We start from the raw sequence: 15,404 nt of genomic DNA, 5'->3' as shown, positions 1-15,404 counted from the left end.
GCTCTACCGGATTTGCCGCCGAATTCTTACCGGTATCTAGTCCAGGAGCCGAGGGGTCGGGGTGAACACCACCGGCATGGCCTCGGGGCCGCTGACGAAGTTGGCCGGCCGCAGCGGAACCTCGGCGCCGTCGGCCAGCCGCAGATCCGGCAGCCGGCGCAGCACCCTCTCGGTCATCAGTTTGAGCTCCAGACGGGCCAGCTGATTGCCCAGGCAGAAGTGGCTGCCGAAGCCGAAGGCCAGGTGGCTGTTCGGGTTTCGGTCGATGTGGAACTCGTGCGCGTTCTCGAACGCCGATTCGTCGAAGTTGGCGGACTCGAACATGAGCATGATCTTCTCGCCGGCTTTGAGCTCGGCGCCGTGGAACTCGGTGTCCGCCGTGACGGTGCGGCACATGTTCTTCACCGGTGAGGTCCAGCGCAGCATCTCCTCGATGGCGCCGGGGAGCAACGACACATCGGCGACCAGTGCCTCCCACTGGTCTCGGTGCCGCAGCAGTTGCTCGGTACCGCCGGACAGGGTGTGCCGGGTGGTCTCGTCACCTCCGATGAGGATCAGCAGCGTCTCGAAGACGATCTCGTCGTCGCTCATCCGCTGCCCCTCCACCTCGGAGTGCACCAGCACGGAGAACAGGTCCTCGGTCGGGTCGGCGCGCCGCTTGGCGATGACGTCCATGGTGAACGCCGTGTATGCGGCGAAGGTCTCCATCAACTTCTGCACGGCCGATTCGTCGACATGCGAAGACAACCCGCACACCAGGTCATCGGACCACTGCAGCAGCATCTCGCGTTCTGTCGGCAGGACGCCGAGCATGTCCCCGATGACCGCCATCGGCAGCGGCGCCGCGATCTCGCGGACGAAGTCGGCCGTACCGCGCTCGCACACACCGTCGATCAAGGTGTCGCACAGCCGCTCGATGGCGGGCAGCTTGTCCATCACCCGCTTACGGGTGAATCCGGCGTTGACGAGCTTGCGTCGCATCAGATGCGCCGGATCGTCCATATCGATCATGTACGGCATGCCCGGCTGGTCGGGCCGGATACCGCCGGCGCTGGAGAACAGTTCCGGGTTGCGTTCGGCGTCGAGCACCGCCTGATAGCTGGCGGCGGCGGCAAGCCCGTTGCGGTCCCGGAACACCGGTTGGTGGGCCCGCATCCAGCGGTAGGCCTCGCGTGCCGCGGGTCCGTCGGCGTAGAAGCGGCCGTCGGCCAGATCCACATCGGGTTTGGCGACGACGGTCGTCATGCGATCTCCTTGGCGTCACCGAAGGTCATGTCCACGTTCTGCGCGGATCCCGAGAACATCGCCCGTCTGGGGAAACCGAGGTCGGCGAGTTCCCTGGCGTAGGGATGGCCACCGAGACGCACCCGCACCCCGCCCGGCCGGTAGCGCACACCGGTCATCCGCATCTCGCCGGAGGTCACGCGGGTGACGCCGTCCAGATGCGAGTAGGTGGGATGGACCTGAGGGCGCGAGGTGAACAACGCGGGCACGGGCAGTCCCGGGCTGAAATCCATGCCGACGGCGTGGATGCCGTCGATGCTGACATCGAAGGAGAACGACCCCCCGTCGCGGATACGGCGGGCAGGAGCGGAGCGACCCGGGGATCGAACAGTGAAGTCCGCCATCACCTTCGGGTAACCCCAGATGGTCCGGCCGGCCTCCAGCGTGAAGGCCTGATCGACGGGCAGGTGGTGAATGAACGCCCCGGCCGACCGCAACGCCTTCCACCCCGAGGCCTGCTGCCCCGGTGGATTGACCATCACGTTGGTGCCGTACTCGTAGTACTGGCCCAGATCGGTGTCGAGGTAGTGCATCAGCATCAGCACGACGACGGCCTTGCCGGGCCGGTAGCGGCAGACCTGCAGGCCGCTGTAGTCGATCATCCGCTGGGCGGCATCGGCATTCACCGAGAACATGGCCATGTGCTGCTGCGCGGTGCGGACCCGCACCGGCATCGTCAGGACGGTGCCGGCGACCGTGTGTTGCGATGAGCGCTCGCGCGCAGAGCCAGTGGCGGGGGTCACACGCCAAATCTAGAACGCGTTCTAGACAACTGCAAGAAAGTGTCTACACCAATGCCGCGAGATCACGGATCTGCTCGACCGACCGGGCGCCGACCACCATCATCGTGACGCCGGACGCTTCCCAGGCCTTGATCTGCTCCTTGACGTAGTCGAGGTTGCCCACGATCGCCGAATCGTCGACGAGTTCGTCCGGGATGGCCTTGGCCGCCTCGTCCTTGCGATCGTTGCGGAAAAGTTTGGTGACGTCGTCGACGACCTCGGCGTAGCCCATCCGGCGGTAGACGTCGGCGTGGAAGTTGGTGTCCTCGGCGCCCATTCCGCCCATGTAGAGCGCCAGGTGCGGCTTCATCAGCTCCATGATGGCCGGGCGGTCGTCGGTCACGACGACCTGCGCGGTCGCGCAGATCTCGAACGTCTCGCGGGTCCGGCGCGCGCCGGGACGGGCGAAGCCCTCGTCGAGCCATTCGTTGTACATACCCGCGATCCGCGGCGAGTAGAAGATCGGCAGCCAGCCATCGGCGATCTCGGCGGCCAGTGCCACGTTCTTGGGTCCTTCGGCGCCCAGCATCACCGGGATGTCGGCGCGCAGCGGGTGGGTGATCGGCTTGAGGTTCTTGCCCAGCCCGGTGGTGCCCTCACCGGTCAGCGGCAGCGGGTAATGCGGGCCGGCGCTGTGCACGGGTGCCTGCCGCGCCCACACCTGGCGCAGGATGTCGATGTATTCGCGGGTGCGGGCCAGCGGCTTGGGGAATTTCGCGCCGTACCAGCCCTCGACCACCTGCGGGCCGGACACGCCGAGACCCAGGATGTGCCGGCCACCGGAGAGGTGATCCAGCGTCAGCGCGGCCATCGCGCACGCGGTCGGGGTGCGCGCGGACAGCTGGATCACCGAGGTGCCCAGCCGCAATTTCGTCGTTTCGCGGCCCCACCAGGCCAGTGGGGTGTAGGCGTCCGACCCCCATGCCTCGGCGGTGAAGACGGTGTCGAAGTCCGCCTCCTCGGCCGCCGCGACGAGTTCGGCGTGGTTGGTCGGCGGCTGCGCGCCCCAGTAACCAAGCTGCAAACCCAGTTTCATTTAGCCCACCTTCCGACCCATGGTTGAAACCATTCTTAGAACCTGTTCTACTCGATGCCGTGACCACAGGCCAAAGCAGCCCGGTGCAGATCGACGAGCATGAGCGGCCTCTCTCGGCGCCGTTGAAGCTCGCATTCGACTACACCCGTTCAGTCGGACCACTCCTGTCCCAGTTCTTCACCGCCCTGCGGATGCGACGCATCGTCGGCGTTCGCGGGTCGGATGGCCGGGTACACGTACCGCCCGCTGAGTATGACCCCGTCACCTACGCGGCCCTGACCGAGGTGGTGCCCGTCAGCAGTGTCGGCACGGTGCAGTCCTGGACCTGGCAGTCCACCCCGCTGGAAGGCCAGCCACTGGACCGGCCGTTCGCCTGGGCGCTGATCTTGCTGGACGGCGCGGACACCGCGCTGCTGCACGCCGTCGATGTCGGAGGCGCCCCGGACATCAAGACCGGTGACCGGGTGCATGCGCACTGGATCGACGAACCGGTCGGCGCCATCACCGATATCGCCTACTTCGTGCCCGGTGAGGAATCCGAGCCGGCGGGCGCACCCGACGCGGGTGATCCCAGGGACCCCGTCACCGTGCAGGTGACGCCCAGCTTCATCGAGATCCAGCACACCGCGTCGCTGCCCGAGACCACGTTCCTCAAGGCGCTCCAAGAGGGCAAGCTACTCGGCGCCCGGACCAAGCACGGCCGGGACGGACAGCCGGGCAAGGTCTACTTCCCCCCGAAGGAAGCCGATCCCGCGACGGGTCTGGAGCTCGACGAGTTCATCGAGCTGCCGGACCGGGGCACCGTCACCACCTTCGCGATCATCAACATCCCGTTCCCGGGGCAGCGGATCAAGCCGCCCTACGTGGCCGCCTACGTGCTGCTCGACGGCGCCGACATCCCGTTCCTGCACCTGGTCGTGGAGATCGACCCGGCGGATGTCCGGATGGGCATGCGGGTGCAGGCCGTGTGGAAGCCGCGCGAGGAATGGGGTCTGGGTATCGACAACATCGACTACTTCAAGCCCACCGGCGAGCCGGATGCCGACTACGACTCCTACAAGCACCACCTGTAAAGGGCCCGAACTGATGACCGAAATCGCAGTGGTGGGCTTCGCACACGCGCCCCACGTCCGCCGCACCGACGGCACCACCAACGGCGTCGAGATGCTGATGCCGTGCTTCCACCAGCTCTACGAAGAGCTCGGCCTCAAGCAGACCGATATCGGCTTCTGGTGCTCCGGATCCTCGGATTACCTTGCCGGCCGCGCTTTCTCGTTCATCTCCGCGATCGACTCCATCGGCGCGATCCCGCCGATCAACGAGTCGCATGTCGAGATGGACGCGGCGTGGGCGCTGTACGAGGCCTACATCAAACTGCTGACCGGGCAGGTGGAGACCGCGCTGGTGTACGGCTTCGGCAAGTCCTCGGCCGGAACCTTGCGGCGTGTCCTGTCGCTGCAGACCGACCCGTACACGGTCGCGCCGCTCTGGCCGGATTCGGTGTCGATGGCGGGACTGCAGGCCCGGGCAGGCTTGGATGCCGGCAAATGGACTGCCGAGCAGATGGCCCAGGTGGCACTCGATTCCTATGCAGCCGGGGGCCGTACCGACCGAGAAGAGGTCACCGGCAGCATTGACGACCTGCTGTCCCGGCCGTACTTCGCCGACCCGCTACGCCGCCACGACATCGCACCGATCACCGACGGCGCGTCGGCGATCGTGCTCGCCACGGGTGATCGGGCCCGCGAGCTGCGCGAGAACCCGGCCTGGATCACCGGTTTCGAGCACCGCATCGAGACGCCGATCCTGGGCGCCCGTGACCTGACCACCTCACCGTCCACGGCGGCGTCCGCGAGGGCGGCAACCGGCGGTGATACGGGTTCGATCGAGGTCGCCGAGATCTACGCCCCGTTCACCCATCAGCAGCTGATCCTCACCGAGGCGATCGGGCTGGGGTCGAAGACGTCGGTGAACCCGTCGGGCGGGGCGCTGGCCGCCAACCCGATGTTCTCGGCCGGGCTGGAGCGCATCGGTTTCGCCGCGCAGCACATCTTCAACGGTTCCGCCCAGCGCGTACTGGCGCACGCCACGAGCGGCCCTGCGCTGCAACAGAACCTGGTTGCCGTCCTGGAGGGAGAAGCCTGATGGCTCCGAAATCGGGTAAGAAACTCGCCGCGGTGCTGGGTACCGGGCAGACGAAGTACGTCGCCAAGCGTCACGACGTGTCGATGAACGGCCTGGTGCGTGAGGCCATAGATAGAGCGCTCCGGGACTCCGATTCCACATTCGACGATATCGACGCCGTGGTGGTCGGCAAGGCGCCCGACTTCTTCGAGGGCGTCATGATGCCCGAACTGTTCATGGCCGACGCGACCGGCGCGACGAACAAGCCGCTGATCCGGGTGCACACCGCCGGTTCGGTGGGCGGCTCCACCGCCATCGTCGCGGCCAGCCTGGTGCAGTCCGGCAAGTACAAGCGCGTGCTGACCATGGCGTGGGAGAAGCAATCCGAGTCGAATGCCATGTGGGCGTTGAGCATTCCGGTGCCGTTCACCAAACCGGTCGGCGCCGGCGCAGGCGGGTACTTCGCTCCCCACATCCGCGCGTACATCCGGCGCTCCGGCGCCCCCAATCACATCGGTGCCATCGTGGCGGTCAAAGACCGGCTCAACGGCGCGAAGAATCCGTTGGCGCATCTGCACCAGCCCGATATCACCGTCGAGAAGGTGATGTCCTCCCCGATGCTGTGGGATCCGATCCGCTACGACGAGACCTGCCCGTCCTCCGACGGCGCGGCGGCCATGGTGATCGGCGATGAAAGCTCAGCAGAAGCTCATATCGCCAAGGGAAATCCCGTCGCCTGGATCCACGCGACCGCGCTACGGACCGAACCGCTGGCCTACGCCGGGCGCGATCAGGTCAACCCGCAGGCCAGCCGGGATGCCGCCGCCGCGCTGTGGCGTGACGCCGGGATCACCTCACCCATCGACGAGATCGACGCCGCCGAGGTCTACGTCCCGTTCTCCTGGTACGAGCCGATGTGGCTGGAGAGCCTCGGTTTCGCACCCGAGGGCGAGGGCTGGAAACTCACCGAGGCCGGCGAGACCGCGATCGGCGGCCGCATCCCGTTCAACGCCTCCGGCGGCGTGCTGTCCTCCAACCCGATCGGCGCCTCGGGCATGATCCGGTTCGCCGAGTCCGCGATCCAGGTGATGGGCAAGGCCGGTGACCACCAGGTGCCCGGTGCGCGCAAGGCACTCGGGCACGCCTACGGCGGCGGTGCGCAGTACTTCTCCATGTGGGTGGTCTCCAGCGACAAGCCGGCGGGTCAGTCCTGATGACGGCCCCGGTGACGGTTGCCGGGCGGCGGTCGCGGGAAGCGGCCGTCGCCCGCGACAAGGAAGCCTGGCTCGCGCTGTTCGCCGATGACGCGATCGTCGAGGACCCGATCGGTCCGTCGCATTTCGACCCCGAGGGCAAGGGCCATCGCGGCAAAGCGGCGATCGCCGCGTTCTTCGACAAGGCGATCGCCCCGAGCCAGCTGGAATTCCACTTCGAGAAGACCTACGTCTGCGGTAACGAGGAGGCCAACGTCGGTCACATCGTGATCGTCGCGGGCGGGTACCGCGTGCAGGCCGAAGGGGTGTTCACCTACCGGGTGAACACCGACGGCAAGATCGCGGCGCTCCGCGCCTACTGGGAGGTGGCGGCGGCCACCGCGGGCGCACGCAAGATCTGAGTGGTTCGCGTACCGTTGGGGACATTCATCGTCCAGTTCCCAAGAGTCAACAGACCACCTTGCGCCGCTTCATTTTCCCCACCGTCCTTTCAGCCCTCACCGCCTTCCTGATCAGCGGTTGCGCCGGTACCGACGGCAGCACACCTGCCGCGACCAGTCTCCCCGGCTTTCCCGCACAGCCCTCGTCATCGACCACCACGCCCTCCTCGAAGAGCAAGGCCGCACCGCAGTACGAGCGCCTGTTGCTCACCGCCGACGACCTCAGTGACGAACAGGACACTTTCCACCAGCAGTCCACGCAGTCACAGCCCGACGGCCAACCCGGCGCCAGCGCGTTCTTCGTCAACGACAAGGACGACCGCGCGATCAGCACCGTGGTGTTGATCTACCCGGACGCTGCCACCGCCGCGGCGACCCTGAAGCAGGCGGAGGCGACGCTGCCCTCGCTGGTGGCAGGCGGCACCCCGCAACCCATCGCGGTGGGCAACGGCGGCGTCGTCGTCAAAGGCGCCAAGCCAGAAGAGGACAAATCGGTCACCTTGATGTTCTTCACCGTGGACCGGGCCCTGGTACGGCTGGAATTCCAGAGCGCGATCGGGGACGTCACCACCGACCCATTCATCACCAAAGTCGGCAAGATGCAGGCGATCGCCCTGCGGACCGGCCTGGCTACACAACCTTGAGGCCCTCGCGGTAGCGGCGGGCCAGATCCTGGTAGGCCTGGGCGTTGGTGTCGATCCAGACCTGCGCGCCGGTGCCGGCGATCGGCCCCCTGACCTTGGCCGGCACCCCGGTGACGAGTACCTCGTCGGGAATCTTGGTGCCACCGACCACCAGCGCGTGGGCGGCGACCAGGGTCCGCGCACCGATGACCGCCCCGTCGAGCACCGTCGCGTGATTGGCGATGAGGGCGTGGCTGCCGATGTGGGCACCGTGGATGACGCAGCCGTGGGCGATGGTGGCTCCCGGGCCGATGTCCACCGGAATCCCCGGCGGTGCATGCAGAACAGATCCGTCCTGCACATTCGCCCCCTCGCGGATGATGACGGGCGCGTAGTCGGCCCTCAGCACCGCGTTGAACCAGACCGATGCACCTGCCGCGACGTGCACGTCGCCGATGAGGGTGGCGGTCGGAGCGACGAACGCCGTCGGGTCCACCACGGGAGTTCGGCCCTCGAATTCATAAAGAGGCATGGTTCACATATACCGCAGGTAGGCGTGCATGCATTGCGCGAACGAGGACCAAAACTGTAACGTGTTCTAGTTAGAAGACTGATACGGGAGGCCCACCGTGACTACTGAAACCACCGGCACTGTCGGTGTCAGGGAGATCGACACCGGAGCGCTGCCGGACCGCTACGCACGCGGCTGGCATTGCCTTGGTCCGGTCAAGGATTTCCTCGACGGCAAACCACACGGCGTCGAGATCTTCGGCACCATGCTCGTCGTGTTCGCCGACTCGAACGGCGAGGTCAAGATCCTCGACGGCTACTGCCGCCACATGGGCGGCAACTTGGCGCAGGGCCAGATCAAGGGCGACACCGTGGCGTGCCCGTTCCACGACTGGCGCTGGGGTGGGGACGGCAAATGCAAGCTGGTCCCCTACGCCAAGCGCACACCGCGCCTGGCCCGCACCCGCGCGTGGGAGACCGATGTGCGCGGCGGCCTGCTGTTCGTGTGGCACGACCACGAGAACAACCCGCCGCAGCCCGAGGTCCGTATCCCCGAGATCCCGGAATTCGCCAGTGCCGAGTGGACCGACTGGCGCTGGAACTCGATGCTCATCGAGGGCAGCAACTGCCGCGAGATCATCGACAACGTCACCGACATGGCGCACTTCTTCTACATCCACTTCGGTCTGCCGACGTACTTCAAGAACGTGTTCGAGGGCCATATCGCCTCTCAGTACCTGCACAACGTGGGCAGACCCGATGTGAACGATCTGGGAACCTCCTACGGTGAGGCTCAACTGGATTCCGAGGCGTCGTACTTCGGCCCGTCGTTCATGATCAACTGGCTGCACAACAACTACGGCGGCTTCAAGGCCGAGTCGATCCTGATCAACTGCCACTACCCCGTCAGCCAGGACTCGTTCATGCTGCAGTGGGGCGTCATCGTCGAAAAGCCCAAGGGCCTGGACGAGGCGACGACCGACAAGCTCGCTCGGGTGTTCACCGAAGGCGTCAGCAAGGGCTTTCTGCAGGATGTCGAGATCTGGAAGCACAAGACCCGGATCGACAATCCGCTGCTGGTCGAGGAGGACGGTGCCGTCTACCAGATGCGCCGCTGGTACCAGCAGTTCTACGTCGACGTCGCCGATGTCACCGCGGACATGACCGACCGTTTCGAGATGGAGGTCGACACCACGGCCGCCAACGAGAAGTGGCATGTCGAGGTGGAGGAGAACCTCAAGGCCCAGGAAAGTCAGAAGGTCCAGGAAGAAACAGTTCAGCCGAGCTGATGACCACCCACGACGAGCGGGCCCAGACGCCGGACGTTGATCGTCTGGCCCGGTCGATGCTGGAGTTGCTCGGTCACGACGACGATCACGATCATCCGGCCGGCGACTCCACTGCACCCGGATCTTGGTCGAAGGCACCGGATTTCGCCGGCGATCCACACCGCGCCGCTGCCATCCGGGAGGCCACCGCGCGCGACCGGGAGCGTTACCTGACCTCTGGCCTGGTGTCGGTGGACTGCCGGTTCTGCCATGTCACGGTGCAGGTCAAGAAGCTCGGCCCGGAACAGACCTCGGTGCAATGGAGTAGCGGGGCAACGCAGCGGTGTGCGGTGTTCAGTGAGATTCGGTCCACCGGTGGGGATCCCGCCCGTGCGCGGTCCTGTCCGAAGCTGACAGATAGCATCAGGCATGCCGTCGCTGAAGGCTGTCTGGAAGAGGTGTCGAGCGCACCGTCGCCCGGTGACGGCTGACGTCGCCGTTGCCCTAGTTCTTGCCGGTGGCCTCACGGTGAGTGGCTGCGCCCGAATCATCGATACCGCGACCCCGCACCCGGCCCCCCGGGTCGGCCCCATCCTCGCCAATCAGGTGGGTGACCTGCTCAGCAAGCAGGCCCAGAACGACAAGGACGGCAACCGGTTCGTCAGCGTGGTGCCCGATTCCTGCGCCGGTGCGGCCCGGGAGAAGGATGCCCCGTTCATCGTCGACCATCATCCCGAGGCCACCGACGGTGGGCACTGGGTGGCCGCCGAGGGCCGGCCGGTGTATGTCGAGGAGATCGTCGCGGTGTACGCCGCAGATTTCGATGCCCGGTCGGCGATCGCCAGCGCCCGCAGCGCGCTGGAAGGGTGCCGCACCCCGTTCACCGTCACCGATATGAAGGGGCGGGAGTACCACTTCAGCATGGGTGTCGCCGGCCAGGGCTCGCCGCATTCGGTGATCTGGTCGTTCCACGCCGCCGACTGGGCATGTGACAACGCGTTCGTCGCTGCCCACAACGCCGCGATCGAGATCACCACGTGCGGATCGGTCGGCGGCTACAACGTGAGCGCCTTGGCCCGCGATGCCCTCAAACTCATTGAGTCGCTGGCCAATACGAAGGCCTAGGGTTACCGCGACTCGTCGGTGTCGAAGCGCCGGCGCGCCTTCTCGATCTCCGGCGTGTGCGTGGCAGCCCAGGCCAGCAGCACCTCGATGGGTGGGCGCAGCGTCTTACCGAGCGGTGTGATCCGGTACTGGACGGCGACCGGTCGTGTGCTCAGCAAGTCACGCGCGACGATGCCGTTGCGTTCCAGCTTGCGCAGCGTCGCGGTCAGTGACTTCTGTGTGACGGCGGGGAGGGCGCGGCGAAGGTCGTTGAACCGGCAAGGCCGTTCGCAGAGCTCGTTGAGAACGCTCAACGACCATTTGTCCAGCACCTGATCCAGCAGTTCGCGGTGCTGAGCGCTGATCACGAAATCCGGTGCGGTATCGGTCATGAAACCTGGTCTCGTTGAAGTGTCCTGCGTATACCAAGTATCAATGCTGCACCACGTCATCACCGATCGGCAGGAGAATTCGATGTCCGTGCACATGTTCAGCCCGCCGGGCCTGCTACAGCCCGTCCCTTATCACCATGTCGCGGTGGGAACCGGTACCCGGCACGTCCACGTCAGCGGTCAGATAGCCAGACTCGCCGACGGAACCCCGGTGGCTCCCGGCGACCTCGCCGGCCAAGTCGCCCAGGCACTACGGAACACCGCGACCGCCCTGGCCGGCGCGGGCGCCGGCTTCGGCGATGTCGTCCGGCTGACTTTCTACGTCACCCAATGGGTTCCCGAGCAGATGGAGGCCTTCATGGCCGGCATGAATCTGGTGGCCACCGATATCGGACTGCCCTCGCCCATACCGCCCGCCTCGCTCATCGGCGTGGACGCGCTCTTCGAACCGGACGTACTGGTCGAGGTGGAAGCCACCGCGATCCTGCCCTGACCCTAGAGTCCCTGGAACCGCTCCTTGACCTGCTCGGCGGTCAGTCCGTAGTCGCTCAGCGAGTAGGTGTGCTTGGGCGCTCGCGGACCCTTCTTGCTCTCTTCATGCGAATCGACCATGGCCTGGCGGGCGGCATCGGTGAAGTCGATGCCGAACGTTCGGTAGATGCCTTCCACCGCGCCGATCGGATCCTTGATGAACTCGAAATAGTCCACATCGCAGAACTGAGCCGGATCATGTTTGGCGCGTTCGGCATCGAAGAGTTCCAGGCCGCGCGACCAGGTTTCCATCGAATCGGCACCGATGACCTCGCCGCGGAACGTGTCCGACCAGCCCTCGGTGGTGTGCTGAGCCAGGGAACACATCGAGGCCATGATGGTCTCGGCGGGCCGGTGGCACTGCACCACCAGCGCGTCGGGGTAGGTCGCGAACAGGGCGTCGAGCGCGAACAGGTGACTGGGATTCTTGAGCACCCAGCGCTTCTCCGGTTCGTTGAGCCCGATCAGCTGCAGATTGCGGCGGTGCCGCTGATACGACTTGGTCCAGTCCTGCCCCGCCAGCCACCGGGAGTAGGTCGGGATGTGGGCCAGCGTCTCGTAGGACACCGAGTGCAGCGACTGACGCAGCAGCTGCCAGCACTCCTCGACCTCGTCGGCGGTCATGTAGTGCAGGCCGGTGTAGTCCGGGTTCTCCTCGTGCGCCTTGGTGAACTGCGCGTCGAGTTGGGCGAATACCGGATTCTGCGACCAGGTTTCGCGCGGCGGGCGGGGTTGCGGAAACTCGGCGAGCCACAGTTCCAGACCCTGGTGCCGCGGGTCCGCGGTGAGCAGCCGGTGGATCACCGTGGTGCCGGTGCGCGGCAGGCCGGTCACGAAGATCGGCCGCTCGATCGGCACGTCGGTGTGCTGCGGGTACTGCTTGAACGCCGCCTCGGAGACCAGACGGGCGACAAGGGCGTTCCGCACGAAGAAGCGCTGCATCTTGCTGCCGAGCTCGGTGAGATCGGCATCGCGTTGATAGGCCTCCAGCAACACGCCGAGCGCCTCTTTGTAGTTGTCGTCATCGGGGCCGAAATCATCGAGGCCGCAGGCCTTCACGGCCGAGGCGTGCAGGTCCTCGACGGTCCCCACATTGGTGCGCGTCATCAGTACTTGTACTCCCCGCAGTTGACATCCAACGTCTGCCCGGTGATACCGCTGGACAGGTCACTGGCCATGAACAGGATGGCCGAGGCCACCTCGTCCTCGGTCGGCAGCTTCTTCAGATCGCTGTTGGCCGCGGCCGCCTTGTAGATCTCGTCCACGGTGGTGCCGTATTTGCCGGCCTGGTGTTCGAAGTAACCCTGCAGGGTTCCGCCCCAGATATAGCCGGGAAGTACTGAGTTAACCCGAATACCGCTGCCGCCCAACTCACTTGCCAGCGACTGGGACATGGCCAACAGCGCCGACTTGGCCAGCTTGTAGGCGCCCTGCTTGGGATCGGAGTGCCGGACCACCATCGAGTTGACGTTGACCACCGACCCCTTGGCCTCGGCCAGCGCCGGAGTGAACCCCTGGATCAGACGCAGCGCGCCCAGCACCGTGAGCTCGATGGTCTCGCGGATATGCTCGAAAGTGGTGTCGGCGAACGGTTTCATGGACGGCACCCGGAAGGCGTTGTTGATCAGCACATCGACCTTGCCGTACGCCTGCACCGACTCCTCGACCAGATTGGCGACCTGCGCCTCATCGGTGATGTCGGTGCCGATCGCGACGGCTCGGCGTCCCAGCCCGGTCACCTCTTTCGCGACGCTTTCCAGCCGTTCCACGGTGCGGGCGGCCAGCACCAGATCGGCCCCCTCCTCGGCACATCGCCGCGCCAGCGTGGTGCCGAGCGCCGGCCCGACACCGCTGATCACCACGACCTTGTCCTGCAGCAGTCCACCCAACGCGCCGGCCATCGTCAACCCACCATTCTTTCGCCGATCAGCTTCTGGCGCAGCGCGATCCGCGCCCGCCAGTCATCGTCTGAGATCTTGTTCGAGTCGTAGTACGGCAGCGCCCCCGCCACGTCGGCCAGGTCGACGATCTGCGCGGTCGGGCCGTCCGCTTCGGTCAGCTGGCGCGACACCCGCTGCCAGCGGAACTGGAGATATCCCTTGCCGTGCCCCAGGGTTTCACACCAGTTCGTCACGCCGGGGTTCGCATCGGAGACCACGATGCGGACCTTGCCGTCCGGATCCGCCTGCGCCTGAGTACCGTTCAGCGACGTCTGATGGTTGATGTAGTCCAGCGAGATGTACCACAGACTGCCCAGCTGGAAGCCCACGTACGGCGCATCGGTGACCGGCACAGTGATGACGACGGCCTGGTCCGGCGCAAGATCATAGTGCCCCACCGAGGAGTACTGGGTGGCCAGCCCGCCCGGTGTCAGCCGCGGTGCGGTCAGCGTGTTGACCGGCAGATTGTCGTAAAACCATTTCGGGAACTGCAGCCACGTCTTGACGCGCTGCACGAGTTGCTTGCCCGCCACCGTATAGCGCTTCTCGAGCAGCTCCTTCGTGAGCGCAGCCGGGGCGGTGCCGGCGGTGTCGGTCCGCGCGATGGCGAACGTGCCGCGCTGGGCCGCCCAGTCGTTGTAGACCTCGCGGATCACCAGTTGTGACGGGGTGGCCGGGGTGAAGCGCCATTCGAAGGTGCCGTCGGCGGCGATGTCCAGCTTGCGGTCGTCGAAGGCCGTCTCACTGTCGGGCACCACCTCGTCGGTGTATTCACCGCCCAGCAGTTGGAAGCTGACGTCGGTCGTGGTGCCGCGCCGCCCCGTCACCACATATTCGTGGCCGGGCTGCACCCGGGTGCCGAAATACATGGTGTCCGGGTTATCCAGCCCCATCTTGGTGAACGGACCGGTGCCGCTGTGCAAGAACGGGTGGTCGCGGTCGTAGTCGAAGGCGACGTGCGTGCAGGCCGCGATGCAGCCGGCCAGATACTGCAGCCCTTCGAGCAGGTCGGCTTCGGATTCGATGAACGGGGCTTCGGTGACGAGACGTTCAGCCTCGGCGACGGCGTCCAGGAAAGGTTGTGCGTACATCCTCACCCCTTCGTTGCGTTCCAATATTGGACCGTAGTGGTAGAGTTTCCGACCTGAGACTAGAACGCGTTCTAGTTCGCGTCAACGATGGGGGCCCAGTAGCGATGCCACTCGGGGAACCGGCCGGGCGCGCCTCACCGCCCACCGCCCGCGTGGTCGCGATCCTGGACTTCCTGGCACGCCATCCGCACGACCGGTTCGGCCTGTCCGAACTGGCCCGCAGGGTCGGGCTGAGCAAGCCCACCTGCCTGGGGATCGTCACTACCCTGGCCGAGGCCGGCTACCTGGTGCGCGAATCATCGGACAAGACCTACCGGCTGGGCCCGGCGCTGATCGCGCTCGGCCATACCGCCCAGGAGTCGATGCGGGTCAGCCCGGCCGCACGCACCGAGTTGGGACGACTCAGCGAGAAGTTCGATGCCACCGCGGCGCTCTCGGGTGTCGTCGACGACCGCATCACCCTGCTGGAACTGGTGGCCCCGACGGGCACGCCACCGGCGGTGCGGGTCGGTCAGAGCTATCCCTTCGCCCCGCCCGTCGGACTGATGTTCGTGCTGTGGGACGAACGAGCCGTCCGCGAGTGGCTGGCCAAGGAACCCACCATCCCGCTGCGCACCGATAGCGAACGCCTGGAACGGGTGATCACCGAATGCCGTGCCGCGGGTTACCTGGTGGAGCGGCTGACTCCCGGTGGCCGCCGGCTGTATGCCCTGATGGCCGGGATGTCGAGCACGCTGCCCGACGAATTACGAGCGCTGCTGGGCGAATTGGTCTCCGATATCGGCGAACGCGTCTACCTGCCTGACGACAGCGAGGCCGGGCCACAGACCCGGCACGACATCAGCGTCATCGCCGCGCCGGTCTTCGACCATCACCGACGCCAGGTCATGGTGGTCTCACTACAGATCGGGCATGCCCTGACCGACAGTGAGATCGCCGAACGAGCCCGCGAGGTGATGACCAGCGCGGCCGCGCTGACCGCCCAGCTCGGCGGGTCGAAGCCGGGTACTGACCGCAGTTCTGGGGCGTAGCGTTCCCGCAACGCGACCGCGACTGGTCTCCCGG

Annotated in this window: 18 protein-coding genes; 10 read left to right on the top strand and 8 right to left on the bottom strand. The window is 66.1% G+C overall.

What is annotated here, in order from left to right; translation table 11 throughout:
* Nucleotides 1-36: 36 nt before the first annotated feature.
* The 3 genes from QN239_RS05410 to QN239_RS05400 all read right to left on the bottom strand — a co-directional run bounded on the left by QN239_RS05410 (nt 37) and on the right by QN239_RS05400 (nt 3,102).
* Nucleotides 37-1,245 carry a cytochrome P450 gene (locus QN239_RS05410; protein WP_499008519.1) on the bottom strand — a complete coding sequence of 403 codons (1,209 nt, stop codon included), beginning with the start codon at nt 1,243-1,245 and terminating at the stop codon, nt 37-39.
* Nucleotides 1,242-1,958 (bottom strand): acetoacetate decarboxylase family protein, encoded by a 717-nt coding sequence (locus tag QN239_RS05405; RefSeq protein ID WP_499016597.1) that lies wholly within the window; start codon nt 1,956-1,958, stop codon nt 1,242-1,244. Before QN239_RS05405 ends, QN239_RS05410 begins: the two co-directional genes overlap by 4 nt.
* A 112-nt stretch (nt 1,959-2,070) precedes the next feature.
* Nucleotides 2,071-3,102 (bottom strand): LLM class F420-dependent oxidoreductase, encoded by a 1,032-nt coding sequence (locus QN239_RS05400; protein ID WP_499008518.1) that lies wholly within the window; start codon nt 3,100-3,102, stop codon nt 2,071-2,073.
* Between the two features lie 59 nt (nt 3,103-3,161).
* Here QN239_RS05400 and QN239_RS05395 point away from each other — a divergent pair, with 59 nt between their 5' ends.
* Genes QN239_RS05395 through QN239_RS05375 form a run of 5 tightly spaced genes read left to right on the top strand, consistent with a single transcriptional unit; the run spans nt 3,162 to nt 7,524 of the window.
* A complete protein-coding gene (locus tag QN239_RS05395; RefSeq protein ID WP_499008517.1) occupies nt 3,162-4,175 on the top strand; it encodes a Zn-ribbon domain-containing OB-fold protein in 1,014 nt (337 codons plus the stop codon).
* Between the two features lie 13 nt (nt 4,176-4,188).
* Nucleotides 4,189-5,247, top strand: coding sequence for a thiolase family protein (locus QN239_RS05390; RefSeq protein ID WP_499008515.1), 1,059 nt, complete (start codon nt 4,189-4,191; stop codon nt 5,245-5,247).
* Nucleotides 5,247-6,440, top strand: a complete 1,194-nt coding sequence (locus QN239_RS05385; protein ID WP_499008514.1) for a thiolase family protein — start codon at nt 5,247-5,249, stop codon at nt 6,438-6,440. Before QN239_RS05390 ends, QN239_RS05385 begins: the two co-directional genes overlap by 1 nt.
* Nucleotides 6,440-6,841: a nuclear transport factor 2 family protein gene (locus QN239_RS05380; RefSeq protein WP_499008513.1), complete on the top strand. Its 402-nt coding sequence runs from the start codon at nt 6,440-6,442 to the stop codon at nt 6,839-6,841. Before QN239_RS05385 ends, QN239_RS05380 begins: the two co-directional genes overlap by 1 nt.
* A gap of 59 nt (nt 6,842-6,900) precedes the next feature.
* Nucleotides 6,901-7,524, top strand: coding sequence for a hypothetical protein (locus QN239_RS05375; protein WP_499008512.1), 624 nt, complete (start codon nt 6,901-6,903; stop codon nt 7,522-7,524).
* Here the strand turns inward: QN239_RS05375 and QN239_RS05370 are convergent.
* Nucleotides 7,511-8,035, bottom strand: coding sequence for a gamma carbonic anhydrase family protein (locus tag QN239_RS05370; RefSeq protein ID WP_499008510.1), 525 nt, complete (start codon nt 8,033-8,035; stop codon nt 7,511-7,513). The genes QN239_RS05375 and QN239_RS05370 overlap by 14 nt on opposite strands.
* Before the next feature lie 97 nt (nt 8,036-8,132).
* On the opposite strand from QN239_RS05370, the gene QN239_RS05365 reads away from it, so the two are divergent.
* The 3 genes from QN239_RS05365 to QN239_RS05355 are packed head-to-tail and all read left to right on the top strand — an operon-like array spanning nt 8,133 to nt 10,406.
* Nucleotides 8,133-9,302 (top strand): 3-ketosteroid-9-alpha-monooxygenase, oxygenase component, encoded by a 1,170-nt coding sequence (locus tag QN239_RS05365; RefSeq protein ID WP_499008508.1) that lies wholly within the window; start codon nt 8,133-8,135, stop codon nt 9,300-9,302.
* Complete coding sequence (locus tag QN239_RS05360; protein WP_499008507.1) at nt 9,302-9,772, top strand: hypothetical protein; 471 nt, start codon at nt 9,302-9,304, stop codon at nt 9,770-9,772. Before QN239_RS05365 ends, QN239_RS05360 begins: the two co-directional genes overlap by 1 nt.
* Complete coding sequence (locus QN239_RS05355; protein WP_499008505.1) at nt 9,762-10,406, top strand: sensor domain-containing protein; 645 nt, start codon at nt 9,762-9,764, stop codon at nt 10,404-10,406. The genes QN239_RS05360 and QN239_RS05355 overlap by 11 nt, the downstream gene beginning before the upstream one ends.
* A gap of 2 nt (nt 10,407-10,408) precedes the next feature.
* Here the strand turns inward: QN239_RS05355 and QN239_RS05350 are convergent, their stop codons facing one another.
* Nucleotides 10,409-10,777 carry a winged helix-turn-helix transcriptional regulator gene (locus tag QN239_RS05350; protein WP_499008504.1) on the bottom strand — a complete coding sequence of 123 codons (369 nt, stop codon included), beginning with the start codon at nt 10,775-10,777 and terminating at the stop codon, nt 10,409-10,411.
* A gap of 82 nt (nt 10,778-10,859) precedes the next feature.
* On the opposite strand from QN239_RS05350, the gene QN239_RS05345 reads away from it, so the two are divergent.
* Complete coding sequence (locus QN239_RS05345; protein WP_499016595.1) at nt 10,860-11,270, top strand: RidA family protein; 411 nt, start codon at nt 10,860-10,862, stop codon at nt 11,268-11,270.
* 2 nt (nt 11,271-11,272) lie between these two features.
* Here the strand turns inward: QN239_RS05345 and QN239_RS05340 are convergent, their stop codons facing one another.
* Genes QN239_RS05340 through QN239_RS05330 form a run of 3 tightly spaced genes read right to left on the bottom strand, consistent with a single transcriptional unit; the run spans nt 11,273 to nt 14,339 of the window.
* The gene (locus QN239_RS05340; RefSeq protein ID WP_499008502.1) at nt 11,273-12,415 is read right to left on the bottom strand and encodes a sulfotransferase family protein; all 1,143 of its coding nucleotides are present in this window, start codon (nt 12,413-12,415) and stop codon (nt 11,273-11,275) included.
* Complete coding sequence (locus tag QN239_RS05335) at nt 12,415-13,209, bottom strand: SDR family oxidoreductase (protein ID WP_499008500.1); 795 nt, start codon at nt 13,207-13,209, stop codon at nt 12,415-12,417. The genes QN239_RS05340 and QN239_RS05335 overlap by 1 nt, the downstream gene beginning before the upstream one ends.
* A 2-nt stretch (nt 13,210-13,211) precedes the next feature.
* Entirely contained in the window at nt 13,212-14,339 is a 1,128-nt protein-coding gene (locus tag QN239_RS05330; RefSeq protein WP_499008498.1) for a hypothetical protein, read from the bottom strand.
* Between the two features lie 104 nt (nt 14,340-14,443).
* On the opposite strand from QN239_RS05330, the gene QN239_RS05325 reads away from it, so the two are divergent.
* Nucleotides 14,444-15,370 (top strand): IclR family transcriptional regulator, encoded by a 927-nt coding sequence (locus QN239_RS05325; protein ID WP_499008496.1) that lies wholly within the window; start codon nt 14,444-14,446, stop codon nt 15,368-15,370.
* Nucleotides 15,371-15,404: the final 34 nt, after the last annotated feature.

The sequence above is a fragment of the Mycolicibacterium sp. Y3 genome (assembly GCF_051188035.1).
Lineage (GTDB): Bacteria > Actinomycetota > Actinomycetes > Mycobacteriales > Mycobacteriaceae > Mycobacterium > Mycobacterium fluoranthenivorans.
The sequence above is the reverse complement of the archived record's forward strand: the minus strand, read 5'-3'. Positions and strand labels throughout refer to the sequence as shown.

What these genes read in the sequence shown, in the direction of transcription:
- QN239_RS05410 (WP_499008519.1), bottom strand. Translation starts at nt 1,245, where the DNA reads ATGACGACCGTCGTCGCCAAACCCGATGTGGATCTGGCCGACGGCCGC.
- QN239_RS05405 (WP_499016597.1), bottom strand. Translation starts at nt 1,958, where the DNA reads ATGCCGGTGCGGGTCCGCACCGCGCAGCAGCACATGGCCATGTTCTCG.
- QN239_RS05400 (WP_499008518.1), bottom strand. Translation starts at nt 3,102, where the DNA reads ATGAAACTGGGTTTGCAGCTTGGTTACTGGGGCGCGCAGCCGCCGACC.
- QN239_RS05390 (WP_499008515.1), top strand. Translation starts at nt 4,189, where the DNA reads ATGACCGAAATCGCAGTGGTGGGCTTCGCACACGCGCCCCACGTCCGC.
- QN239_RS05385 (WP_499008514.1), top strand. Translation starts at nt 5,247, where the DNA reads ATGGCTCCGAAATCGGGTAAGAAACTCGCCGCGGTGCTGGGTACCGGG.
- QN239_RS05380 (WP_499008513.1), top strand. Translation starts at nt 6,440, where the DNA reads ATGACGGCCCCGGTGACGGTTGCCGGGCGGCGGTCGCGGGAAGCGGCC.
- QN239_RS05370 (WP_499008510.1), bottom strand. Translation starts at nt 8,035, where the DNA reads ATGCCTCTTTATGAATTCGAGGGCCGAACTCCCGTGGTGGACCCGACG.
- QN239_RS05360 (WP_499008507.1), top strand. Translation starts at nt 9,302, where the DNA reads ATGACCACCCACGACGAGCGGGCCCAGACGCCGGACGTTGATCGTCTG.
- QN239_RS05350 (WP_499008504.1), bottom strand. Translation starts at nt 10,777, where the DNA reads ATGACCGATACCGCACCGGATTTCGTGATCAGCGCTCAGCACCGCGAA.
- QN239_RS05345 (WP_499016595.1), top strand. Translation starts at nt 10,860, where the DNA reads ATGTCCGTGCACATGTTCAGCCCGCCGGGCCTGCTACAGCCCGTCCCT.
- QN239_RS05340 (WP_499008502.1), bottom strand. Translation starts at nt 12,415, where the DNA reads ATGACGCGCACCAATGTGGGGACCGTCGAGGACCTGCACGCCTCGGCC.
- QN239_RS05335 (WP_499008500.1), bottom strand. Translation starts at nt 13,209, where the DNA reads ATGGCCGGCGCGTTGGGTGGACTGCTGCAGGACAAGGTCGTGGTGATC.
- QN239_RS05330 (WP_499008498.1), bottom strand. Translation starts at nt 14,339, where the DNA reads ATGTACGCACAACCTTTCCTGGACGCCGTCGCCGAGGCTGAACGTCTC.
- QN239_RS05325 (WP_499008496.1), top strand. Translation starts at nt 14,444, where the DNA reads ATGCCACTCGGGGAACCGGCCGGGCGCGCCTCACCGCCCACCGCCCGC.